16 protein-coding genes are annotated in these 23,905 nt (G+C 73.6%); 14 read left to right on the forward strand and 2 right to left on the reverse strand.

Annotated features, from left to right (window positions below; genetic code table 11):
• The first annotated feature begins 15 nt into the window (after window positions 1-15).
• The 7 genes from panD to KG102_RS01815 all read left to right on the forward strand — a co-directional run bounded on the left by panD (window position 16) and on the right by KG102_RS01815 (window position 9,716).
• Window positions 16-447, forward strand: coding sequence for an aspartate 1-decarboxylase (panD, locus tag KG102_RS01775; RefSeq protein ID WP_208289663.1), 432 nt, complete (start codon window positions 16-18; stop codon window positions 445-447).
• Window positions 384-2,138, forward strand: a complete 1,755-nt coding sequence (locus KG102_RS01780) for an L-aspartate oxidase (protein WP_208289575.1) — start codon at window positions 384-386, stop codon at window positions 2,136-2,138. The genes panD and KG102_RS01780 overlap by 64 nt, the downstream gene beginning before the upstream one ends.
• Before the next feature lie 190 nt (window positions 2,139-2,328).
• Entirely contained in the window at window positions 2,329-6,612 is a 4,284-nt protein-coding gene (locus tag KG102_RS18695; protein ID WP_249667427.1) for an endo-1,4-beta-xylanase, read from the forward strand.
• Between the two features lie 74 nt (window positions 6,613-6,686).
• Window positions 6,687-7,592, forward strand: a complete 906-nt coding sequence (nadC, locus tag KG102_RS01800) for a carboxylating nicotinate-nucleotide diphosphorylase (protein WP_208289574.1) — start codon at window positions 6,687-6,689, stop codon at window positions 7,590-7,592.
• A gap of 9 nt (window positions 7,593-7,601) precedes the next feature.
• The gene (lysS, locus tag KG102_RS01805; protein ID WP_208289573.1) at window positions 7,602-9,122 is read left to right on the forward strand and encodes a lysine--tRNA ligase; all 1,521 of its coding nucleotides are present in this window, start codon (window positions 7,602-7,604) and stop codon (window positions 9,120-9,122) included.
• Complete coding sequence (locus KG102_RS01810; protein WP_208210163.1) at window positions 9,119-9,316, forward strand: hypothetical protein; 198 nt, start codon at window positions 9,119-9,121, stop codon at window positions 9,314-9,316. Before lysS ends, KG102_RS01810 begins: the two co-directional genes overlap by 4 nt.
• A gap of 67 nt (window positions 9,317-9,383) precedes the next feature.
• Complete coding sequence (locus KG102_RS01815; RefSeq protein WP_208210162.1) at window positions 9,384-9,716, forward strand: histone-like nucleoid-structuring protein Lsr2; 333 nt, start codon at window positions 9,384-9,386, stop codon at window positions 9,714-9,716.
• Window positions 9,717-9,775: 59 nt separating this feature from the next.
• On the opposite strand, the gene xylB is transcribed toward KG102_RS01815, so the two are convergent.
• Together xylB and xylA are read right to left on the reverse strand one after the other, a co-directional pair.
• Window positions 9,776-11,179 carry a xylulokinase gene (gene xylB / locus KG102_RS01820; RefSeq protein WP_208210161.1) on the reverse strand — a complete coding sequence of 468 codons (1,404 nt, stop codon included), beginning with the start codon at window positions 11,177-11,179 and terminating at the stop codon, window positions 9,776-9,778.
• A 97-nt stretch (window positions 11,180-11,276) separates the two neighbouring features.
• Window positions 11,277-12,464, reverse strand: a complete 1,188-nt coding sequence (xylA, locus tag KG102_RS01825) for a xylose isomerase (RefSeq protein WP_208210160.1) — start codon at window positions 12,462-12,464, stop codon at window positions 11,277-11,279.
• 77 nt (window positions 12,465-12,541) lie between these two features.
• Here xylA and KG102_RS01830 point away from each other — a divergent pair, with 77 nt between their 5' ends.
• From KG102_RS01830 to KG102_RS01860, 7 genes are all read left to right on the forward strand, one after another.
• On the forward strand, window positions 12,542-13,756 hold the full coding sequence (locus KG102_RS01830; protein WP_208289572.1) for an ROK family protein: 1,215 nt from the start codon (window positions 12,542-12,544) through the stop codon (window positions 13,754-13,756).
• Window positions 13,757-13,797: 41 nt separating this feature from the next.
• Window positions 13,798-14,865, forward strand: coding sequence for a lactonase family protein (locus KG102_RS01835; protein WP_249667429.1), 1,068 nt, complete (start codon window positions 13,798-13,800; stop codon window positions 14,863-14,865).
• 40 nt (window positions 14,866-14,905) lie between these two features.
• Window positions 14,906-15,235 (forward strand): YciI family protein, encoded by a 330-nt coding sequence (locus KG102_RS01840; protein ID WP_249667430.1) that lies wholly within the window; start codon window positions 14,906-14,908, stop codon window positions 15,233-15,235.
• Window positions 15,232-16,497: an RNA polymerase sigma factor gene (locus tag KG102_RS01845; protein WP_208289571.1), complete on the forward strand. Its 1,266-nt coding sequence runs from the start codon at window positions 15,232-15,234 to the stop codon at window positions 16,495-16,497. Before KG102_RS01840 ends, KG102_RS01845 begins: the two co-directional genes overlap by 4 nt.
• Before the next feature lie 111 nt (window positions 16,498-16,608).
• Window positions 16,609-21,660, forward strand: a complete 5,052-nt coding sequence (locus tag KG102_RS01850) for a glycoside hydrolase family 3 N-terminal domain-containing protein (protein WP_208289570.1) — start codon at window positions 16,609-16,611, stop codon at window positions 21,658-21,660.
• Between the two features lie 134 nt (window positions 21,661-21,794).
• Entirely contained in the window at window positions 21,795-23,105 is a 1,311-nt protein-coding gene (locus KG102_RS01855; RefSeq protein WP_208289661.1) for a glycosyltransferase, read from the forward strand.
• Between the two features lie 53 nt (window positions 23,106-23,158).
• The gene (locus KG102_RS01860; protein WP_208210155.1) at window positions 23,159-23,899 is read left to right on the forward strand and encodes a phosphoglyceromutase; all 741 of its coding nucleotides are present in this window, start codon (window positions 23,159-23,161) and stop codon (window positions 23,897-23,899) included.
• Window positions 23,900-23,905: the final 6 nt, after the last annotated feature.

Here is a 23,905-nt window from a genome sequence, read left to right on the forward strand (position 1 = left end):
ACGCTCGTGCGGACGATGATGACCGGCAAGATCCACCGCGCCCGCGTCACGGCGGCCGACCTGCACTACGTCGGGTCCGTCACGGTCGATGCGGAGCTGCTCGCCGCCTCGGACATCCTGCCCGGCCAGCAGGTGGACGTCGTCGACGTCACCAACGGCGCCCGCCTGACCACGTACGCGATCGCGGGCGAACCGGGGTCCGGGCAGGTCTGCATCAACGGCGCCGCCGCGCACCTGGTGCACCCGGGCGACGTCGTCATCCTCATCGCCTACGGCCAGCTGTCCGACGAGGAGGCGCGGACCTACCAGCCGCACGTCGTCCTGGTGGACGACGCCAACCGGATCGCGGATGTCGGGGACGACCCCGGCCAGGTCCCGGACGGATGGGACGGGCTGGAGCCGAGCGGGCTCCCGCTGGCCGAGGGCCGCGCGACGGTCGGACGGTGACGCGCCTCGCGTCCCGGCTGGCGGCACCGGAGCCCGGCTGGACGGTCGAGGCCGACGCGGTCGTCGTCGGCTCCGGCATCGCGGGGCTGACGGCCGCGCTCGAGCTGCGCACCCGGGTGCCGCGGGTCCTCCTCGTCACCAAGGACGTCCTGGCCTCCGGGTCGACCGTCTGGGCGCAGGGGGGCATCGCCGCCGCGCTGCACCCGGAGGACTCCCCGGCCGCGCACCTGCAGGACACCCTGGTCGCCGGGGCGGGGCTGTGCGACCCGCGTGCGGTCGAGGTGCTCGTGACCGAGGGCCCGGCCCGGGTGCGCGAGCTCGTGGCACGCGGCGCCGTCTTCGACACGGGCGCGGACGGCAGCATCTCGCTCACGCGCGAGGGTGGGCACCACGCCGACCGGATCGCGCACGCCGGCGGGGACGCGACGGGCGCGGAGATCTCCCGGGCGCTGGTCGCCCAGATCGAGGCGGTGCGCGACGACCCGGGCATCGAGGTGATCGAGCACGCGCTCGTGCTCGACGTGCTGACGGGTCCGCCGGGACCGGACGGTTCCCCCGGCCGCGCGTGCGGCGTGACGCTGCACGTGATCGGCGAGGGGCAGCGGGACGGCGTCGGTGCCGCGCTGGGCCGCGCGGTCGTGCTGGCGACCGGCGGCATCGGCCAGGTCTTCCGGTCGTCGACCAACCCGGTGCAGGCGACGGGCGACGGGATCGCCGCGGCCCTGCGCGCGGGAGCCGTGCTGGGCGACATCGAGTTCGTCCAGTTCCACCCCACGGTCCTGTGGCTCGGCTCGGGCGTGAAGGGCCAGCTCACGCTGGTGTCCGAGGCGGTGCGCGGCGAGGGTGCGCTGCTGGTGGACACGGACGGGTTCCGGTTCATGCCCGACGTGCACCCGATGGCCGAGCTGGCGCCGCGGGACGTCGTCGCCCACGCGATCGTGCGCAGCATGGCCCAGACGGGTTCGGACCACGTGTGGCTGGACGCGCGGCACCTGGACGCGGAGTTCCTCCGGCTGCGGTTCCCGACGATCAACGACCGGCTGCTGGAGCACGGCATCGACATGGCCACCGACCTGGTCCCCGTCGCGCCCGCGCAGCACTACCACTCGGGCGGCGTCGTCACGGACCTGCTGGGGCGCAGCAGCGTGCCGGGCCTGTACGCCGTGGGGGAGGTGGCGTGCACGGGGGTGCACGGCGCCAACCGGCTGGCGTCGAACTCCCTGCTGGAGGGCCTCGTGTTCGCCACCCGCGCCGCGCGGCACATCGCCGCCCAGGTCACCGACGGCGCGCTGCCGCCGCTCGCGCCAGTGGCGCGGCCGGGTGCCGAGGCGCTCGTGGCCGCCGCGGCGCGTGCGCGGGTGCAGCGGATCGCGTCGGAGGGCCCCGGGCCGCTGCGCTCCGGCGACGGGCTCGGCCGCGCCATGACCGCGCTCGGGGCCGTGCCCACGGACGCGCACCTGCGCACCGACGACGGTCGCCGGCTCGCCGCGCCGCAGGTGGCCGAGTGGGAGACGACGAACGTGCACCAGGTGGCCACGGTCCTGACCGCAGCGGCGCTGGAGCGCGAGGAGAGCCGCGGCGGGCACGCGCGCAGCGACCACCCGCTCCCCGTCGACGCGTGGCAGGTCCGGCTGGACATGTCGCTGAGCCCGGACGGGACGCTGGTCTCGCGGCGGTCGTCGCCCGCCTGAGGCGTTCCCCGACACTATCGGTGTCGCCAGCGATATGTCCGGAACTTTCGATAGTTCCAGGTCTGGTATTGCGCCCAGAGCGTGCTTAACCTGCTCAGGATCCCAGAGCAGTGGTCCTCGCCCGCGCAAAGGAGCGTTCATGAGGCACGCACGAGTTCGACGTCGGCCCCTCGAAACTATCGGGGTCGCGGTGACCGCGCTCGTGCTCGCCGCGGTCCCCGCCGTCGTGGTCAGCTCCGCGACGCCGGCGGCTGCGGTGGACACGACCCTGATCTCGACCGACTTCACCGACGGCACGCTCGGTGCCTGGGAGGCCAGCGGCCTCGGCGCCGAGCAGCTCACGGTGGTCGACGTGGAGGGCGACAACGCCCTCCAGGTGGCCGGCCGGTCCGAGGACTTCCACGGCATCCAGACCCCCGCCGGCCTGTTCACGGACGTGGAGCCGGGCACCGAGCTGACGTTGTCGATGCGCGCACGGCTGGCGCCGGGGACGGCCGGGTCCGCCGGGGTGCGCCTGGTGGTGAAGCCGGCGTACACGTGGGTGGGCAACACCACGATGACCGCGGACGCGTGGACGACCGTCACGGGCACGTACACCGTGGCCGCCGACGCGGACACCGCGGCGCTGCAGGTGTACGTCGGCACCGGCGCCCTCGACGCGCCGTACACCTACCTGCTCGACGACATCGTGATCACCGGCAGCACCGGTGAGGGCCCGGGCGAGACGCCGGACGTCCTGCCCGGTGGCGCGCTGAACCCGACGCCCACGCCCGTCACCGGGGCGCAGGGCACGGGCGACCGGGCCGCGCTGACCTTCGACGACGGCCCCAACGGCGCCGACACCACCGCGCTGCTGGACTTCCTGGCGGAGCGGGAGCTGCAGGCGACGTTCTGCGTCATCGGCCAGAACATCCAGGCCCCGGGCGGGGCCGACATCCTGAAGCGGATCGTGGCCGACGGGCACACCCTGTGCAACCACGGCACCTCGTACGAGCCCTTGGACGGCACGCAGGCCGAGGTCGCGGCCGACCTGGCCGACAACCTGACGATCATCCGGACCGCGCTGGGCGACCCGTCGGCGCAGGTCCCGTTCTTCCGGGCCGCCAACGGCGTCTGGACGACCGCCAACCAGAATGCGGCCGTCGCGCTCGGCATGCAGCCGCTGGCCGTCATCAACACGATCAGCGACTGGGAGACGCAGGACGAGGCGACGCTGACAGCCAACCTGCGCTCCGCGATGGTGAGCGGTCAGCTCGTGCTCGTGCACGACGGCGGGGGGAACCGCGCGGCCTCGGTCGCGGCCACCAGGACCGTGGTGCAGGAGCGTCTCGACGCGGGCTGGACGTTCACGCTGCCCGCCGTCACGCTCGCGCCCAGCCAGCCGCCGGGTACCGCCGTGATCAGCGCCGACTTCGAGGACGGTCTGCAGGGCTGGGCCCCGCGGGCCACCGACACGGGCCAGGGCACCCTCGCCGTCACCGACGAGTACGCGCACGGCGGCGCGCAGGCCGCGCTGCTGACCGAGCGGACCTCCCAGGGCCACGGCATCGGCTTCGACGCGACCGGCGTGCTCATCCCCGGCACCCGCTACGAGTACTCGGCGTGGCTGCGGTTCGCGCCCGGGCAGACCGTCGACGACATCTGGCTGAGCATGGCCCGGACGGTCGGCGACAGCACGTCCTACGACACGATCGCGCAGTTCACCGGCATGTCGGACGGCGAGTGGGTCCAGGTCTCCGGGAACTTCCAGATGGCGGCGGCCGACTCGGCGCTGCTGTACTTCGAGACCGCGTACGACGGCGGGGACACCGGCAACACGTCCGACTTCCTCGTCGACGACATCGAGGTCAAGGTCCAGGACCCGCTGCAGGTCGAGGACCTGACGCCCATCAAGGACACCGTCGACTTCGCGGTCGGCGCGGCGATCGACAGCCGTGAGCTGACCGGGGCGCCGTCGGAGCTGCTGCTCAGGCACTTCGACCAGGTCACCTCCGAGAACTACATGAAGCCGGAGGCCTGGTACGACGCCGAGCAGACGTTCACCCCGCACCCCGAGGCCGACGCGCTCATGCAGTACGCGCAGGACAACGACGTGCGCGTCTACGGCCACACCCTCGTGTGGCACAGCCAGACCCCGGCCTGGTTCTTCCAGGACGCGGCCGGCGCGCCGCTGACCACGAGCGCGGCGGACCAGCAGGTGCTCAGGGACCGGCTGCGGACGCACATCTTCGACGTCGCGCAGCACCTGAGCGACACCTACGGCGAGTTCGGCAGCGACACCAACCCGCTGGTGGCCTTCGACGTGGTCAACGAGGTGGTCAACGACGGCGGCGAGTTCGCCGACGGGCTGCGCCGCAGCGAGTGGTTCCGCATCCTGGGCGAGGACTTCATCGACCTCGCCTTCCAGTACGCGGACGAGGCCTTCAACGACGAGTACGCCGCGGCGGGCACCGACCGGCCGATCACCCTGTTCATCAACGACTACAACACCGAGCAGGGCGGCAAGCAGGCCCGCCTGCACGCGCTGGTCGAGCGGCTGCTCGCCCGCGGCGTGCCGGTCGACGGCGTGGGCCACCAGTTCCACGTGAGCCTGGCCATGCCCGTCGAGGCGCTCGAGGCGGCGCTGGTCGCGTTCGAGGACCTCGGGCTGACGCAGGCGGTCACCGAGCTCGACGTCACGACCGGGACCCCGGTGACGGACGGGAAGCTCATCGAGCAGGGGTACTACTACCGCGACGCGTTCCGGGTCTTCCGGGAGCACGCCGACGACCTGTTCTCGGTCACCGTCTGGGGCCTGACCGACGGACGCAGCTGGCGTGCGGACGCCGGGGCACCCCTGGTCTTCGACGACCTCCTGCAGGCGAAGCCCGCCTACTACGGGATCGTCGATGCCGAGCTCCCGGCCCGGCAGCGTGCGGCCAACGTCTTCCAGGACGACGTCCCCCTGGACGACGACGTCACGACCGACCTGCGGTGGTCGCAGCTGCCGCTGCACACGATCGACGCCGGGACCGCGTTCCAGCTCCGCTGGGCACCGGACCACCTGACGGCGTTCGTGCAGGTGGACGACGCCACCGTGGAGGCGTCCGACGGCATCGAGATCGAGTACGCCGGCCGGACCGTCACCTTCGCGCGGGACGGGTCGGGCGACGTCGAGGGGGTCGTCACGGAGCGCGAGGGCGGCTACTCGGCCGTCGTGCGGCTGCCGCTGGCCACCCCCGTGGCGGAGGGCGGCACGGTGCCCTTCGACATCCGGGTCACGGACGGCACCGAGACGACGCCGTGGAACACGCCGGGGGCCATCGGCAACCTCACGCTCGTCGAGCCGCTGTCGTACGCCGAGGTCACCGAGGCGGGCACGGCACCGGCGATCGACGGCGACGAGGACGCCGCCTGGGCCGACGCGGGCACCGTCCGCACGGAAAAGCAGACCAACGGCACCGGCGGCGCCGTGGCCGAGGTCCGCACGCTGTGGCAGGACAACACGCTGTTCGTGCTCGCCGAGGTCACCGACCCGGTCGTGGACGTCTCGGGCTCCGACCCGTGGATCCAGGACTCCGTCGAGATCTACGTCGACCCCGGCAACTACAAGAACGGCGCCTACCGGTACGACGACACCCAGATCCGGATCAGCGCCGCCAACGCGGTCTCGTTCGGCACCGGTGACGAGGCGTTCCAGCGCAACCGGGTGGTCAGCGCCACCCGGCTCACCGAGACCGGCTACGTGGTCGAGGCGTCCATCAGCCTGCTCGAGGACGGTGGCGCCGGGAGCTTCCACGGCGTGGACTTCCAGGTGAACGACGCCAGTGGTGGCGCCCGCACCTCGATCCACAACTGGGCCGACCCCACCGGCGCGGGGTACCAGAGCACCGCGCGCTGGGGTGTCGTGCGGCTGGTCGAGGCCGAGCCGACCATCCCGTCGTCCACCACCACGCTGACGGCCTCCCGGTCGAGCCAGGTCTTCGGCTCCTCCAGCCGGGTGGTGCTCACCGCGACCGTGACGGCCGACGTGCCGGTCGCGGGGACGGTCGAGTTCGTCTCGGGCACCACGGTGCTCGGCACGGGGACGTTGCAGGGCGGCACGGCCACGCTGCGGCTACCGGCCTCCACGCCGGCCGGTAGCTACCAGGTGGTCGCCCGGTTCGCCGGCGACGCCGGGGTGACGGGCTCGGAGTCGGCGCCGGTGACGGTCGTGGTGGCCAAGGTGACCACGACGACCGGTCTCACGGTGACCCCCGGCTTCCTGTTCATCCCGTCGTTCGCGGTGGTCACCGTCGCCGCGGACAACGGGAAGGCGCCGTCGGGCACCGTCGAGATCCGTGAGGGCGGCACGGTCGTCAAGCGCCTGAAGGTGGTGCTGGGGATCGCCGTCGGCACGGTCCCGTCGGGCCGGCACACGTACACGGCGACGTTCGTCCCCAGCGACGCCGCCAACGTCAGCGCCAGCACCAGCGCACCCGTGCGCACGCGCTGACGGCCGGCACCGAGGCCCGCGTCCCCCCTCCGGGCGCGGGCCTCGGTCGTGTCCGCGGCCGGTAGCGTGACGCCGTGATCGCGCCGACTGCTGCCCTGGACCCTGCCTGGATCGCCCGCACGGTCGCGGTGGCGCTCGACGAGGACCTGGGCCTGGAGCCCGGTCGGGACGTCACCACGCAGGCCACGATCCCGCCCGATGCGACCGGCGCCGCCGACCTCGTCGCGCGTCAGGACGGTGTGGTGGCGGGCCTCGTGGTGGTGCCCGAGGTCGTCGCGCAGGTGGCCGGCCGGCTCGGGCTGCCGGTCCCGACCGTGGACCAGCGCGTCCCCGACGGCACCCGCGTGGCCCGGGGAGACGTGCTGGCGGTGCTGCGCGGCCCCGTGCAGGTGCTGCTCGTCGCCGAGCGCACGCTGCTCAACCTGGCCTCCCGCGCCTCGGGCGTCGCCACCCACACCCGCCGCTGGGCCGACGCCCTCGACGGCACGGGCGCCCAGGTGCTCGACACCCGCAAGACGACCCCCGGCCTGCGCGCGCTGGAGAAGTACGCGGTGCGCTGTGGCGGTGGCACCAACAAGCGCATGGGCCTGTTCGACGTCGCGATGGTCAAGGACAACCACGTGGTGGCGGCGGGATCGGTGTCGGCGGCGATCGCGGCGGTCCGGGAACGGTTCCCCGACGTGACCGTCCAGGTCGAGGCGGACACCCTGGACCAGGCGCTCGAGGCGGTCGCCGCGGGCGCGCGGTTCCTGCTGCTGGACAACATGGCGACGCCGCTGCTGGCCCAGGTCGTCGCGGCGGTGCGCGCCACGGCGGACGGCGTCGAGCTGGAGGCGACCGGCAACCTCACGCTGGACCGCGCGCGGGAGGTGGCGCAGACGGGGGTCGACTACCTGTCCGTCGGCGGCCTCACGCACTCGTCGCCGATCCTCGACCTGGCCCTCGATCTGTCGCCGGGGCTCACAGGAGCGCGCCGGTAGGATCGTGGGGTGAGCGAGACGCCCGAGAGCACCCCTGCAGCCGACGACGCCCCCGAGCAGATCCGGGTCCGGCGCGAGAAGCGGGACCGGCTCCTGGCGTCGGGCGTCGAGGCCTACCCGGTCGGCGTCCCGCGCACCCACACGATCGCGCAGGTGCGCGCCGAGCACCCGGACCTCGAACCGGGCCAGGAGACGGACGACGAGGTCGGCGTGGCCGGCCGCGTCGTGTTCATCCGGATCGGCGGCAAGCTCTGCTTCGCCACGCTGCAGGACGGCGAGGGCAACCGGCTGCAGGCCATGTTCAGCCTGGACGCCGTGGGCCAGGAACGCCTCGCGGCGTTCAAGACCGACGTCGACCTCGGCGACCACCTGTTCGTGCACGGCCGCGTCATCAGCTCGCGCCGCGGCGAGCTGTCCGTCCTCGCCGACTCGTGGCAGCTGGCCGCCAAGGCGCTGCGGCCGCTGCCCAACCTGTACGACGGCGTGGAGCTGTCCGAGGAGGCGCGCGTCCGGCAGCGCTACGTCGACCTCATCGTGCGCCCGAAGGCCCGCGAGACGGCCCGGCAGCGGCCCGCGGTGCTGCGCTCGCTGCGGGACAACTTCCACCGCCGCGACTTCATCGAGATCGAGACGCCGATGCTGCAGACGCAGCCCGGCGGTGCGGCGGCCCGGCCGTTCGTCACGCACATGAACGCCTTCGACATCGACCTGTACCTGCGGATCGCGCCGGAGCTCTTCCTCAAGCGCGCGCTGGTGGGTGGGCTCGAGCGCGTCTTCGAGATCAACCGCAACTTCCGCAACGAGGGCGCGGACTCCACGCACTCGCCCGAGTTCGCGATGCTCGAGGCGTACGAGTCCTACGGGGACTACAACACCATGGCCGCGCTGACCAAGGACCTGGTGCAGACCGCCGCCCAGGACGTCCTGGGCACCACGGTCGTGGTGATGCCCGACGGCGAGGAGTACGACCTCGGCGGCGACTGGACCGAGCTGACGATGTACGGCTCGCTGTCGGAGTCCCTGGGGGAGCAGATCACGCCGGAGACCAGCCTGGACGCGCTGCTGGCCTACGCCGACAAGCTCGGCGTCGAGACCGACCCCGCGCGGGTGAGCCACGGCAAGCTGGTCGAGCAGCTGTGGGAGCACCAGGTGGGCGACCATCTCTTTGCACCCACATTCGTGCGTGATTTCCCGGTGGAGACGAGCCCTCTCACGCGTGATCACCGCACTATCCCCGGAGTCGTCGAGAAGTGGGACCTGTATGTGCGCGGGTTCGAGCTCGCGACCGCCTATTCCGAGCTGGTCGACCCGGTCATCCAGCGCCGCCGGTTCGAGGCGCAGGCGCTGCTCGCCGCCGCCGGTGACGACGAGGCGATGCGCGTGGATGAGGACTTTCTCACGGCGGTCGAGTACGCCCTGCCACCCGCGGGTGGGCTCGGCCTCGGGATCGACAGGTTGCTCATGGCACTGACCGGCCTGGGTATCCGCGAGACCATCCTGTTCCCGCTCGTGAAGCCGCTGAGCTCATGAACACGCTGCTCACCGCGCTGATGGCGCTGCTGCCCTCGATCGGGGTCGGCCTGCTCTTCTGGTTCGCCATCCGGGCTCTCGTGAATGCAGACCGCACCGAGCGGGCTGCATTGGCCAAAATGGATGCCGAGGAACGCGAGGCAGAACGCGCCGCTTCGCGCAACAATGCCGAGGATTCTCGTCCCCCCGTTTGACGGACATATCGCCTGGTGCGATAGTGAACGCGACAGCATTCCTCACATCTGCCAGATGGAGCACGCAATGGCGCAGAAGGTTCAGGTCCTGCTGGTCGACGACATCGACGGCGGAACCGCCGACGAGACCGTGACGTTCGGGCTCGACGGTGTCACGTACGAGATCGACCTGACGACCGATCACGCGACCGAGCTGCGTGACGCGCTGGCTCAGTGGGTCGGGCACGCCCGCAAGGTGGGCGCCCGCACCGGTGCACGGTCGACCCCCAGCCGCGGGCGGCGTTCCTCCACGGGGGACGCGCAGGCGATCCGCGAGTGGGCCAAGGAGAACGGGCACCACGTCTCCGAGCGTGGGCGCATCTCCGCGGAGGTCAAGGCCGCGTACGACGCGTCGCACTGACGCATACCCAGCACGCAGCACGAGAGCCCGGCACCCACGGTGCCGGGCTCTCGTCATGCTCAGGCGGGTCGGGTGCCCGTGAGCTCGCGCACGGCGGCGTACTGCTCACGGATCCGCGGCACCGGGTCCCCGGTGCACGTGGTGGCCTCCGTGCCGGAGCTCCACGCGGGGGGCGTCGCGTCGCCGGAGAGCACCCAGGCCGCCTGTCGGGCGGCGCCGTCGGCGACGTACTCGCCCGGTGTGGGCACGCGGACGTCGAGGCCGAACACCGAGGGGGCGATCGCGCGCACGGCGGCCGACTGCGCACCGCCGCCGATCAGGAACAGCCGCTCGACCGCGACCCCCTGTGCGCGCAGCGCGTCGATGCCGTCGGCGAGCGCGCAGAGCATGCCCTCGACGGCTGCCCGCGCCAGGTGCGCCGGCGTGGTGTTGGCCAGCCGCATGCCGTGCAGGGCCCCCGTCGCGTCGGGCTTGTTCGGCGTGCGCTCGCCCTCCAGGTAGGGCACGAGGACGAGCCCGTCGGCACCGGCGGGTGCGGACAGCGCGAGCGCGGACAGTCCCGCGTGGTCCACGCCGAGCATCCGCGCCGCGGCATCCAGCACCCGCGACGCGTTGAGGGTGCACGCCAGCGGCAGGAACGCGCCGGTGGCGTCGGCGAAGCCGGTCACCAGGCCGGAGCCGTCGGCCGTGGCCCGCGACGCGATCGCGGAGACGACGCCGGAGGTGCCGATCGAGATCGCCACGTCGCCGGGCTGCAGCCCCAGGGCGAGAGCCGCGGCGGCGTTGTCCCCGGCACCCGGACCGAGCACGGCGCCGCCGGCGGTGCGGGGGCCGCGCTCGTACGGACCGAGCACCCGGGGGACCAGGGCGTCGTGGCCGAGGGCGAGCTGGAGCAGGTCCGGCCGGTAGTCCTCCGTGGCGGGGGACCAGTACCCGGTGCCGGAGGCGTCCGAGCGGTCGGTGACCAGGGCGTCGAGCCCGGTCGCGCCCGCCAGGCGCCAGGTCAGCCAGTCGTGGGGGAGCGCGACGGCCGCGACGCGCGCGGCGTTCTCGGGCTCGGCGTCCCGCAGCCAGCGCAGCTTGGTGACGGTGAGGGAGGCGACGGGCACGGAGCCGACGGCGTCGGCCCACGCCTGCGGGCCGCCCAGCTCACCGATCAGGTCCAGCGCGGCCTGGGCCGAGCGCGTGTCGTTCCACAGCAGCGCGTCACGGACCACCTCGCCCCGCGCGTCGAGAGCGACCATCCCGTGCTGCTGGCCGCCGACGGAGATCGCCTCGACGTCGTCGAGGCCCCCCGCCCGGACGATCGCCGACTGCAGGGCGTCCCACCAGTACCAGGGCGCCACCTCCGTGCCGTCCGGGTGGGCCGCGCGCCCGGAGCGCACGAGGGCTCCGGTCTGCGCGTCGCGGACGACGACCTTGCAGGACTGCGTCGACGAGTCGATGCCGGCGACGAGAGCCATGGTCTACCTCCAGGGTGAACCCGCAACGTCCGAGCAGAGGAGGCCCAGGGCCTCCATCTGCTCGGACGCAGGGAGTGAGTGGTGCGGGTGGGACAGGTCAGCGGGCGCCGAGCGCGTGCTCGAGGGCCAGCTGGTTGAGGCGGACGAAGCCGAAGCCGCGCGCGCCGACCGCGTCGACGTCGAGGTCCTCGTACGCGGAGCGGTCGTTCAGCAGGTCGGACAGGGTCTCGCCCTCAGACAGCGTCGGCTGCGCGAGCTCGAGCACGCCGGCCTCCTCGAGCGCGGCCTGCACCTCGGGGTCGGCGCGGAAGGCCTGCGCGCGCTCCTTGAGCAGCAGGTACGTCGACATGTTCGCCGCGGCCGAGTCCCAGACGCCCTGGAAGTCCTCGGTGCGCGACGGCTTGTAGTCGAAGTGGCGCGGGCCGTCGTAGCGGGGGCCGCCCGACGGGAAGCCGTTCTCGACCAGGTCCACCGTGGCGAACGCGGAGAACAGGTCGCCGTGGCCGAACACCAGGTCCTGGTCGTACTTGATGGACCGCTGGCCGTTGAGGTCGATGTGGAAGAGCTTCTCCGCCCACAGCGCCTGCGCGATGCCCGACGTGTAGTTCAGGCCGGCCATCTGCTCGTGACCCGTCTCCGGGTTGAGGCCGACGATGTCGCCGTGCTCGAGCTTGGAGATGAACCCCAGCGCGTGCCCGACCGTGGGGAGCAGGATGTCGCCGCGGGGCTCGTTGGGCTTCGGCTCGATGGCGATCCGGAGGCCGTAGCCCTTCTCCTTGATGTACGCCGCGACGGTGTCGATGCCCTCGGCGTAGCGGTCGTGCGCGGCGTTGAGGTCCTTGGCGGAGTCGTACTCGGCGCCCTCGCGGCCGCCCCACATCACGAAGGTGTCGGCGCCGAGCTCGGCGGCCAGGTCGACGTTGCGGACGACCTTGCGCAGGCCGTAGCGGCGCACCCGGCGGTCGTTCGACGTGAACGCGCCGTCCTTGAAGATCGGGTGGCTGAACGTGTTGGTGGTGACCATCTCGACGGTGATGCCGGTCTCGTCGAGAGCGCCCTTGAAGCGGGCGAGGATCCGGTCACGCTCGGCGGCGTCCGAGCCGAACGGGACGACGTCGTCGTCGTGGAAGGTCACGTGCGCGGCGCCCAGCTCGGCCAGCTTGTGGACCGACTCGACCGGGTCCAGCCACGGGCGCGTGGCCGAGCCGAACTGGTCCTGGGCGTTCCAGCCGACCGTCCAGAGGCCGAACGAGAACTTGTCTGCACGGGTGGGCTGCGCTGCCATCACGCGTCTCCTCATCGAGATGAATCCGGTTTAGTTTGCCGGATGAATTTATCCCGTCCCGCCGGTAGGGTCAAGCCATGCCGACGACCGAGCACCGCGACCCGTCGCGGGTGGCGCGGCAGGCGCAGATGCGCGACCAGAACCTCGGCGTGGCCCTGCGCGGCATCGTCGACGCCCCCGCACCGGTGTCGCGCGCGCAGCTCGCCGCGGCGGAGGGGCTCGCCCGCGCCACCGTCTCCGGGCTCGTCGACCACCTCATCGAGGCGCGACTCGTGCGCGAGCTCGACCCCGCCCAGACGCAGCGCGCCGGGCGGCCCGCCGTCCCGCTCGCCCCCGCGCGGGGGACCGTCGCGGGCGTCGGGATGGAGATCAACGTCGACTACCTCGGCGTCCGCGCGATCGACCTGTCCGGTGACGTCCTGGCCGAGCACGTGGAGCTGGACGACCTGCGGGGCGCCGACGCCGGCGCGGTCCTGGACCGGCTGGCCGCCCTGGCCGCCCCGGTGGTGCAGGACCTGCAGGCGCGGGGGATCCGCGTCGCCGGCACCGCGCTCGCGCTCCCCGGCCTGGTCGACCGCGTCACCGGGCCGCTGCGCGTCGCCCCGAACCTCGGCTGGCGGGACGTCGACGTGGTGGCGGCCGTGTCCGCGCACCCCGCGCTGGCGGCCCTCCCGCCGCGCGTCGCCAACGAGGCCAACCTGGCCGCGCGCGCGGAGGCGCACGCCCGCGGCGGCTCGCCGAGCTTCGCCTACGTGTCCGGCGAGGTCGGCATCGGTGGCGCGATCGTGCTCGACGGCGAGATCGTCCCCGGCCGGCACGGCTGGAGCGGCGAGATCGGGCACATCGTCGTCGACGCCTTCCGCGGGCCGCGCGCGTCCGACGGCAGCCTGGAGGCGCTGGCCGGTCAGGACGCGATGCTGCGGGCGGCCGGGCTGCCGCAGACCGCCCGGCTCGACGCGCTGCTCGACGCGCTGGCCACCGGCGACGCACGCGCGTCCGCCGCCGTCGCCCAGGCTGCTCGGGCGCTCGGCGTCGCGCTCGCGTCGGTGGCCAACGTGGTCGACGTCGGCGAGGTGGTGCTCGGCGGCACCTTCGGCCAGCTGTTCGACCACGTGCACGACGAGGTGGCCGCCCGGCTCGACGAGCTGGTGATCTTCGCGCCCTGGTCGCCGCTGCAGGTCTCGCCCGCACGCGCCGGCCAGTACCCGGCGATGACCGGCGGCGCCCTCGCGGCCCTCGCCCGCCTCCTCGCCGACCCGGCCCAGTGGCTCCGCCAGCAACCCACCCCCTGACCCACCCACCCACGCGACGCTCGGCCGTAGGCTCCCTCGTCGTGAGCGCGCAGCAGAACCCCCTGTGGATCGGTACCTACCCCGCGGCCGGTGCCGGCACGCCCGTCGGCCAGGGGGAGGGGATCTGGCGGGTGGACCTCGACCCCGCGACCGGTGGGCTGAGCAGCGCGCGGCTGGTGGTCGAGACCCCGTCGCCGAGCTTCCTCGCGCAGCGCGGCTCGGTGCTGTACGCCGCCAACGAGCAGGCGGACGGCACGGTGAGCGCGTTCGACGTCGTCGGCGACTCGCTCCTGCACCGCGCCACTGTCCCGTCCGGCGGCGCCGACCCCTGCCACCTGCTGCTCGACGACGACGCGTCCGCGCTGCTCGTCGCCAACTACTCGTCGGGCACCCTCGCGGTCCTGCCGCTCGACGCGGACGGCGGGTTCGCGACGGGCGGCCCCGACCAGGTGCTCGGGCACACCGGCTCGGGTCCCGACGAGGGCCGTCAGGAGTCGTCGCACGCGCACTTCGTCGCCCTCGACCCCGGCGGGTTCGTGCTGGTGGTGGACCTGGGCACCGACGAGATCCGCCGCTACCGACGCGCGGCCGGCCGGCTGGTCGAGGACGGCATCGCGGCCGTGCTGCCCGCCGGCACGGGCCCGCGTCACCTCGCGTTCGGCGCCGACGGCCGGTTCGCGTACGTGGTGGGGGAGCTGGACGTGACGGTCCGCGTGCTGGCGTGGGCCGACGGCGCCGGCACGCTGGTGCAGACGCTGCCGGCCACCACGACGCCGGCCCGGTCGGGCGGCCGGGTGCTGCCGTCGCACGTCGCGCTGGACGGCGAGCGGCTGCTGGTGGGCGTGCGGGAGGCGGACGTGCTCGCACGGTTCACCGTCCGCGCCGACGGGCTGCTCGACCCGGTGGCAGACGACGCGTTGCCCGGCAGCTGGCCGCGGCACTTCGCGGTGGTCGACGGCTGGACGGTCGTCGCCGGGCAGACGTCCGACGATCTCGCGGTGCTCGCCGCGGACGGCAGCGCCGTCGGTACGATCCCGATCCCCGCACCGGCCTGCATCGTCCTGGGCCACGGTGTCGGACAGGGGGAACGCCGTTCGTTGCAGGAGTGAGCCGCCCACCAGGGGCGCCCCACCACAGGAGATGGTCCACGTGCAGTACTTGTTCTCGGTGATCGACCACGCCACCGGCTCGGCCACCCCGGCCGAGATGGAGGCCATCGACGTGTTCAACGACCGGCTCGTGGCCGACGGCCACTGGGTGTTCGCGGCAGGGCTCGACGCGCCCGACACGGCCACGGTCGTGGACGGTCGGGGTGCGCAGGTGCTGGTCACCGACGGTCCCTTCGTGGAGACGAAGGAGCACGTCGCGGGCTTCTGGCTCATCGAGGCTCCTGACCTCGACGTGGCGCTCGAGCTCGCCGCGGCGGGGTCGGCGGCGTGCAACCGCCGGGTCGAGGTCCGGCCGTTCCTGGCAAGGTGACCGCGATCGACGCCGCCCAGGCGATCTCCCGCGTCCACCGGGAGCAGTGGGCCCGGATCGTGGCGTCGCTGACGCGGCGGTTCGGTGACCTGGACATCGCCGAGGAGGCCGCCGCCGAGGCGTTCGCGAGCGCGGTCGAGCGGTGGCCCACCGACGGCGTGCCCCCGAACCCCGGCGCCTGGCTGACCACCACGGCCAACCGCAAGGCCATCGACCGGATCCGCCGCGAGAGCAAGCGCGAGGACAAGGAACGGGGGGCGCGGATGCTGTACGACGACGGCCCGCGCGAGCCCGTGGGTGCCGTCGACGACGAGCGCCTCCGGCTGATCTTCACGTGCTGCCACCCGGCGCTCGCGATGGAGAGCCGCGTGGCGCTGACGCTGCGCCTGGTCGGCGGGATGACGGTGCCCGAGATCGCCCGGGCGTTCCTGGTGCGCGAGGCGGCGATGGGGCAGCGGATCACGCGCGCCAAGGCGAAGATCGCGGCGGCCGGCATCCCGTACCGGGTGCCGCGGGCGCAGGACCTGCCGGCGCGGGTCACGGGCGTCCTGGCCGCACTGTTCCTCGTCTTCAACGAGGGCTACCTGGCCAGCGGCCCCGACACCGATCCCGTCCGCGCGGACCTGACCGCCGAGGCGATCCGGCTCACGAGGATGCTCCGGACGCTCCTGCCCCAGGACGGGGAGGTGGCCGGCCTGCTCGCGCTCATGCTGCTCACCGAGGCGCGGCGGCCGGCCCGGATCTCGGCGAGCGGCGAGCTGGTGACCCTCCATGAGCAGGATCGCGGCGCCTGGGACGCGGAGCTGATCGCCGAGGGGCACCGCCTGGTGCGCGAGCGGCTCGGCACCGGGGCGGCGCCGGGCCGCTACCAGGTCCTGGCCGCGATCAACGCGGTGCACACCTCCGCCCGCGACGCTCGCGACACCGACTGGTCGCAGGTCGTCGCCCTCTACGACCAGCTCGTCCGCATCGACCCGTCGCCGGTCGTCGCGCTCAACCGGGCGGTCGCGGTCGCGGAGCTGGACGGCCCGGACGTCGCGCTGGCCCTGGTCGACGGGCTGGGGACGCTGGTCGGGTACCACGCGTTCCACGCGACCCGCGCGGAGCTGCTGCGTCGGCTGGGCCGCGGCGCGGACGCCCGGGCGGCGTACGACGAGGCGATCGCGCTCGCGGGCAACACCGCGGAGATCGCGTACCTGAGGCGTCGCCGGGACCAGCTCGTACCGCCCGGCGCGCCCCGGAGGTCCGTTACGGAATCGTGATCTAGGGGACTTACCGCCCAGTAAGTGCTTGTGATTGTCTGGCGAGGCCGACCGCACGGAAAGGGCAACGAGGCCCGCGACCGAGGCCGGCCGCGTCTCGAGGGAGTGACCGTGCGCCGAGCCGACCGCCCGAACCCCGTCCCCGCCGGCCTCACCGCCCTGGCCCTGGTCATGCCGCTCGCGGTGGTCGCGCTCGCCACGCCGGCGCTCGCCGCACCGGGCGACCTCGCCCGGACGGGAACGGCGACCGCCTCGCAGTTCCAGTCCGACGCCGACGGCACGTTCCCTCCGGACGCGGCCATCGACGGGGACCCGGCCACCCGGTGGGCCAGCGGCAACGGCCCCGACGAGGACGTCCCGTACGCCCAGTGGGTGCAGGTCGACCTCGGCGCGGAGGCGTCCGTCGACCACGTCGTGCTGGCGTGGGAGGCCGCGTTCGCCGCGGGCTACGAGGTACAGGTGGCGACGACGGCGCCCGACGACCCGGCGTCCTGGACCGCGGTGCACGCGGAGGAGGCGGGCGACGGCGGCACCGACGACGTCACGTTCGCGGCCACCGACGCCCGGTACGTGCGGGTGCACATGACCCAGCGCACGAGCTTCGACTGGGACCCCGCCCGCCCCCACTGGTACGGCTACTCACTGTTCTCGTTCGAGGTCTACGGCACGGCGACGCAGACGGCGGTCGCCTTCGCCCGGTCCACCACCACCGTCCGCGCGGGTGAGACGGCCACCGTCCCGCTGATCCTGGCGTCCGCCGCGGAGGCCGACGCCACCGTCCGGGTGCGGTCCACCGGGGGCACGGGGGTGGCCGGGACCGACTACACCGCCGTCGACGAGACCGTCACGTTCCCGGCCGGCAGCACCGAGGCGTCCGTGTCCGTGCCGACGGTCGACCACGGCCCGCTCGGCCAGGTGCGCACGGTCGAGCTGACCCTCTCCGAGCCGTCCGACGCCCTCGTGCTCGGCGGCCGGACCAGCACGTCGGTGACCATCGCGCCGCACGGCGAGCTGCCGGACGTCGGCGGCGTCACGGTGCTCGACGACTTCGAGTCCGGTGTCCCGGCCGGGTACACGACCTGGGGCGCCAGCGCGCCGGTCACCCCGGTGCTGAGCACCGGCCCGGTGGACCGGGGCGGCAACGGCCTGATCGCCACCGTCGGGGCTGAACCGGCCGCGGGGGACTGGTTCGGGTTCACGCACGACATCGCCGCCACCGACTGGTCGGCGCACGACGGCTTCACGTTCTGGTTCCTGGGCACCGGCGAGGGCGGAGAGCTCCGGTACGAGCTCAAGAGCGGCGGCCAGCTGTTCGAGCGGTCGGTCACGGACGACACCGCGGGCTGGCGCCAGGTCAGCGTGGCGTTCTCCCAGCTGCGCCTCAAGGGCACCCCGGCCTCGGACGCCCGGTTCGACCCGTCGGCGAGCACCGGCTTCGCGGTGACCCTGACCGACCTGGGCGCCGGGGCGTGGGCCTTCGACGACCTCGGGCTGTACGACCGCGTCAGCACGATCGAGGACGCCGAGGGCGAGGTGCCCCTGGCGGAGCCGGGCTCCACGGTCGGCATCTTCACGTGGGGCTCGGCGGCGGACCTGGTGCGCCTCGGGGTCACGGAGCAGGAGCGCGAGGGGCTACCGGCGGACAACCACGTGCTGTCCGGCGACTACCAGATCCCGTCGGGCGGGTGGGGCGGGTTCAGCCAGAACCTCGCGGCCGGCCAGGACTGGAGCTCGTTCCGCGGCATCCGGCTCGCCTGGTACGCGTCGCAGCCGACGCGCCCCGCGAGCCCGACCGCCGGCGACGACATCAAGGTCGAGCTCAAGGACGGCGGACCGGACGGCGAGCACTCCGAGGTGTGGGCCGCCACGTTCAAGGACAACTGGTCCAGCGACGGCAGCCGCTGGAAGATCGTCGACCTCCCGTTCTCGCAGTTCACGCTGAGCGGGTACCAGCCGGGTGACGCGGCGACGCGCAACGGCACCCTCGACCTGACGTCGGCCTGGGGCTACGCGATCACGATGGTGCCCGGCACGGCGACGACCGTCTCCTGGGCCGTCGACGACGTCCAGCTGTACGGCTCCGCGGTCCCCGCGCCGACGGCCACGGTGGACTCCGACGACGTGGTCCTGGTCGACCCCGGCGCGACGGCGCAGGTCCCGGTGGTCCTGACGACGACCGACGGCCAGCCGCTTCCCGCGGACGTCACCGTCGACTACGCGAACGGTGCCGGCACCGCCGTGGCCGGCACGCACTACGACGCGTTCAGCGGCACGCTCACGTTCCCCGCGGGGGCCGCGTCCGGTTCGGCGCAGACGATCGAGGTGGTGACGCACGCGACCGACGCGGTCGACGACGCCCGCACGCTCACGGTCGACCTGAGCGCCTCGGGCGCCGCCGTCGGCACCACCCCGCGGGTCGTCCTCAACGCCGTGGGCGCCCCCTACCTGGACGCGTCCCGGCCCACCGACGAGCGCGTCGACGACCTGCTGGGCCGGATGACGCTCGCCGAGAAGGTCGGCCAGATGACCCAGGCGGAGCGCCTCGGCCTGCAGTCGCCCACGCAGATCGCGGACCTCGGCCTCGGCTCCGTGCTCTCGGGCGGCGGCTCCGTGCCGGCCCAGAACACGGCCGCCGGCTGGGCGGACATGGTGGACGCGTTCCAGCGCCAGGCCCTGTCCACGCGCCTCCAGATCCCGTTGATCTACGGCGTCGACGCGGTGCACGGCCACAACAACGTGGTCGGCGCGACGATCTTCCCGCACAACGAGGGGCTCGGGGCCGCGCGCGACGCCGACCTCGTCGAGCAGGTGCAGCGCACCACGGCGCAGGAGGTCCGCGCGACCGGCGTGCCGTGGACGTTCGCGCCGTGCCTGTGCGTCACGCGTGACGAGCGGTGGGGCCGGTCCTACGAGTCCTTCGGCGAGGACCCGGCGCTCGTGACGGCGATGGCGGGCGCCGCGGTGGTCGGGCTGCAGGGCACGGACCCGAGCGACCTGTCCGGGCCGGACAAGGTGCTGGCCACCGCCAAGCACTGGGTGGGCGACGGCGGCACCACGTACGACCCCGCGCTCGCGGGCTCCGGCTACCCCATCGACCAGGGCGTCACCCACGTCGAGAGCCTCGACGAGCTCCGGCGGCTGCACGTCGACCCGTACGTGCCCGCGCTGGACGCGGGGGTCGGGTCGATCATGCCGTCGTACTCGGCGGTGTCGGTGGCGGGGGCGGACCCGATCCGGATGCACGAGCACGGCGCCCTCAACACCGACCTGCTCAAGGGTGAGCTCGGCTTCGACGGCTTCCTGATCAGCGACTGGGAGGGCATCGACAAGCTGCCCGGCGGCACCTACGCCGACAAGGCCGCGCGCTCGGTGAACGCGGGCCTCGACATGGCGATGGCGCCGTACAACTTCGGGGCGTTCATCACGGCCATCACCGACAAGATGGGCTCGGGCGACGTCGCCCAGGAGCGGGTCGACGACGCCGTCCGGCGGATCCTCACCCAGAAGTTCGCGCTCGGGCTCTTCGACGTCCCGTTCGCCGACCGCTCGCTGGCGGCGGACGTGGGCTCCGACGCGCACCGGGCGGTGGCGCGCGAGGCGGCGGGCAAGTCGCAGGTGCTGCTCAAGAACACGGCCGACCTGCTGCCGCTGGCGGCCGACACGAAGCTCTACGTGGCGGGTTCCAACGCCGACGACCTGGGCAACCAGGCCGGCGGCTGGACGATCTCCTGGCAGGGCGGCTCGGGCGACATCACGCCGGGCACGTCGATCCTCGAGGGCATCCAGGCCGCGAACTCGGCCGTCACGTACTCCGAGGACGCCTCGGCGCCCGTGGGAGACGCGCAGGTCGGCGTCGTCGTGGTCGGCGAGACGCCGTACGCGGAGGGCCAGGGCGACGTCGGGAACAACGGCAAGTCGCTCAGCCTGAGCGCGGCCGACCGGGCCGCGATCGACACCGTCTGCGGCGCGCTCGAGTGCGTCGTGCTGGTCGTGTCGGGCCGCCCCCAGCTGGTCACCGACCAGCTCGGTGACATCGACGCCCTGGTCGCCTCGTGGCTGCCGGGCACCGAGGGCGCCGGCGTCGCCGACGTGCTGTTCGGCACCCGGCCGTTCACCGGCCGCCTCCCCGTCAGCTGGCCCGCAGCCGCGGACCAGGTCCCGGTCAACGTCGGCGACGAGACGTACGCGCCGCTGTACCCCTACGGCTGGGGGCTGCGCACGGACGCGCAGCGCGACCGGCTGACCGCGCTCGCCGGGACCCTGACGGGCGACGCACAGGCAGCGGTGCAGGCTGTCCTCGACGCGCCGATCTGGGCCGGCTCGGCGCTCGACCCGGCCCGGACGGCGCAGGCGGTCCGGCTGCTGTTCGCCGCGGCCGAGGAGCTGAACGGCACCGAGCGTGACACGGCGGCCGCTGCGGGCACCGTCGTCTCGCTGGTGCGCGATCTCGCGCAGGCCGCCTCGGGTCCCGACGACGCCGCCACCACCGCCGACGCGGAGCACGCGCTCATGTCCGGCGACGCGAGCGGCGCGGTCGACCTGCTGGCCGACGTGCTCGGCGTCTCGACCGCCCCGCCGGTCGCGTCGACGACCACGCTGTCGCTGAGCTCGCCGGTCGTGGCGTTCGGGAACCCGGTCACCGCGCGCGTCACGGTCAAGGCATCCGGCGGCGCGCCGGCGGGGACCGTGCAGGTGCTCGTCGACGGCACGCCGGTGGCCACCGCGACCCTGACCGCCGCCGGCACGGCGAGCGTCCGCCTCCCCGCGGACGTCGCCACCGGACGGCACCGGGTCACCGCGGTCTACGCAGGTGCCCCCACCGCCGACCCGCCCGTCACGGGGTCGACGTCGGCGGCGGCGACGCTGACCGTGACCAAGACGCTGCCGTCGGTCCGCACCGACGGCACCGACTGGACCGTGGGCCGCAGTGACCCGAAGGTGGTCCTCGTCCAGGTGGCCGGGGTCGCGGGCTTCACGCCCACCGGAACGGTCGACGTCTGGGTCAACGGCTCGCGCAGGGGCTCGGCCACGCTCGACGCCCGAGGTGCCGCGGAGGTCACCCTGCCGGCCGGCACCCGGACCTCGCTCGTGCTCGTCACCTATGCGGGTGACCGGACCTACCTGCCGTGGATCGGAGCGCCGCGCCTGCTGGTCGTGCGGTGAGCCCGGACGGGTGACCTGCGGGGGAGCCCCGCGCGCACCCGTGAGGTGAGCGTGCGTCCCGTGCGTGAGAATGGGTGCTGACCCGTCCGCGAACAGGAGCGCCCGTGACCCTCGAGCACGTCCCGCGCGTCGCCATGCTGTCGGTGCACACGTCGCCGCTCGACCAGCCGGGCACGGGCGACGCCGGCGGGATGAACGTGTACGTGCTCGAGCTGTCCCGCGCACTCGCCGCCCGCGGCGCGCGCGTGGAGATCTTCACGCGGGCGACGTCCTCCGACCAGCCCGAGACGGTCGTCCTGCCCGGAACCGACGCCGACGGGCGGCCGATCGTCGGCGAGGACGTCCGCGCGGTCCTGCTCGCGCAGGACGTCGAGCCCGGCGTCGTGCCGCCGATCCTCGTGCACCACGTCGCCGCGGGACCGTTCGAGCGGCTGGACAAGAACGACCTGCCGGCCGTCCTGTGCGGCATGGCCGCGGGGGTGCTGCGCTGGGAGGCGGCACGCCGGCCGGGCTGGTACGACGTCGTGCACTCCCACTACTGGCTGTCGGGCCAGGTCGGCCAGATCGCGGCCGACCGCTGGGAGGTGCCCCTGGTGCACACCGCCCACACGCTGGCTCGCGTGAAGAACGCGTCCCTGGCGCCGGGCGACGACCCGGAGCCGACCCAGCGTGTGGTCGGGGAGGAGCAGCTCGTCGCCACGGCGGACGCGCTGGTGGCCAGCACGCCGGTGGAGGCGGAGGAGCTCGTCGAGCTCTACGGGGCCGACCCCGACCGCGTGCACGTGGTGGAGCCGGGCGTGGACCTCGACCGGTTCGTCCCGGGCGACAAGGCGTCCGCGCGGCGCGCGCTCGGCCTGCCCGCCGACCGCGAGATCGTGCTGTTCGCGGGCCGCGTGCAGGCGCTCAAGGCCCCGGACGTCCTGGTCCGCGCGCTCGGTGTGCTGCGGGCCACGGGCCGGCCCGTACCGCTGCTCGTCGTCCTGGGTGGCCCGTCCGGCCGGTCGAGCGCGGTCCGGGAGCTCCGGGCGCTCGCGACGGTGGTCGGCGTCCCCGACGACGTGGTCGTGCACCCGCCCGCCGACCGCGACACGCTGGCGACCTGGTACCACGCCGCCGACATCGTGGCGATGCCGTCGCGCAGCGAGTCCTTCGGGCTCGTCGCCGCCGAGGCCCAGGCCAGCGGCGTGCCGGTGATCGCCGCCTGCGTGGGTGGGCTGCGCACCATCGTCGACCACGACGTCTCCGGACGGCTGGTCCGCGGCCACGACCCGGTCGTCTGGGCCGACGTCATCGCCGACGTGCTGGCCTCCGCGGACGACCGCGCCAGGTACGCCGTCGGTGCCCGGCGGGTGGCCGAGCGGTTCGGCTGGGAGACCACCGCCGACCAGATGCTCAAGGTGTACTCGGTCGCCGGAGAGGTGCGGGCGTCGCGCGTCTCGGCGTGACCGTGGACCGGACGTCCCAGGCCGGTCGGCGCGCGCTGATGCAGGATGGACCCATGACCTACACCCTCGTGCTGCTCCGCCACGGCGAGAGCGAGTGGAATGCGAAGAACCTCTTCACCGGCTGGGTCGACGTGCCCCTCTCGGAGAAGGGTGTCGCGGAGGCCAAGCGCGGCGGGACGCTGCTGACCGACGCGGGCGTGCTGCCCGACGTCGTCCACACGTCGCTGCTGCGCCGCGCCATCACCACCGCCAACCTCGCGCTCGACGCCGCCGACCGGCACTGGATCCCTGTCAAGCGCTCCTGGCGCCTGAACGAGCGGCACTACGGCGCTCTGCAGGGCAAGGACAAGAAGCAGACGCTCGAGGAGTACGGCGAGGAGCAGTTCATGCTCTGGCGCCGCTCCTACGACGTCCCGCCGCCGCCCATCGAGCTGGGCTCGGAGTACTCGCAGGACTCGGACCCGCGCTACGCCGGTGAGCCGATCCCGCGGGCGGAGGCCCTCGAGCAGGTCCTCGTCCGCGCGCTGCCGTACTGGGAGTCGGAGATCGTCCCCGACCTGCAGTCCGGCAAGACCGTCCTGGTCGCGGCGCACGGCAACTCGATCCGCGCCCTGGTCAAGCACCTGGACGACGTGGACAGCGCGACGATCGCCGGGATCAACATCCCCACCGGCATCCCGCTGCTCTACACGATCGACGAGGAGACGCTGAAGCCCACCAACCCGGGCGGCACGTACCTCGACCCCGAGGCCGCCGCGGAGGCCATCAAGGCCGTCGCCAACCAGGGCCGCTGACCCGAC

The organism is Cellulomonas fengjieae (genome assembly GCF_018388465.1).
In the GTDB taxonomy this organism is placed as follows: domain Bacteria; phylum Actinomycetota; class Actinomycetes; order Actinomycetales; family Cellulomonadaceae; genus Cellulomonas; species Cellulomonas fengjieae.

What these genes read in the sequence shown, in the direction of transcription:
- panD (WP_208289663.1), top strand. Translation starts at nt 16, where the DNA reads ATGATGACCGGCAAGATCCACCGCGCCCGCGTCACGGCGGCCGACCTG.
- KG102_RS01780 (WP_208289575.1), top strand. Translation starts at nt 384, where the DNA reads ATGGGACGGGCTGGAGCCGAGCGGGCTCCCGCTGGCCGAGGGCCGCGC.
- KG102_RS01810 (WP_208210163.1), top strand. Translation starts at nt 9,119, where the DNA reads ATGAACACGCTGCTCACCGCGCTGATGGCGCTGCTGCCCTCGATCGGG.
- KG102_RS01815 (WP_208210162.1), top strand. Translation starts at nt 9,384, where the DNA reads ATGGCGCAGAAGGTTCAGGTCCTGCTGGTCGACGACATCGACGGCGGA.
- xylB (WP_208210161.1), bottom strand. Translation starts at nt 11,179, where the DNA reads ATGGCTCTCGTCGCCGGCATCGACTCGTCGACGCAGTCCTGCAAGGTC.
- xylA (WP_208210160.1), bottom strand. Translation starts at nt 12,464, where the DNA reads ATGGCAGCGCAGCCCACCCGTGCAGACAAGTTCTCGTTCGGCCTCTGG.
- KG102_RS01830 (WP_208289572.1), top strand. Translation starts at nt 12,542, where the DNA reads ATGCCGACGACCGAGCACCGCGACCCGTCGCGGGTGGCGCGGCAGGCG.
- KG102_RS01855 (WP_208289661.1), top strand. Translation starts at nt 21,795, where the DNA reads ATGCTGTCGGTGCACACGTCGCCGCTCGACCAGCCGGGCACGGGCGAC.
- KG102_RS01860 (WP_208210155.1), top strand. Translation starts at nt 23,159, where the DNA reads ATGACCTACACCCTCGTGCTGCTCCGCCACGGCGAGAGCGAGTGGAAT.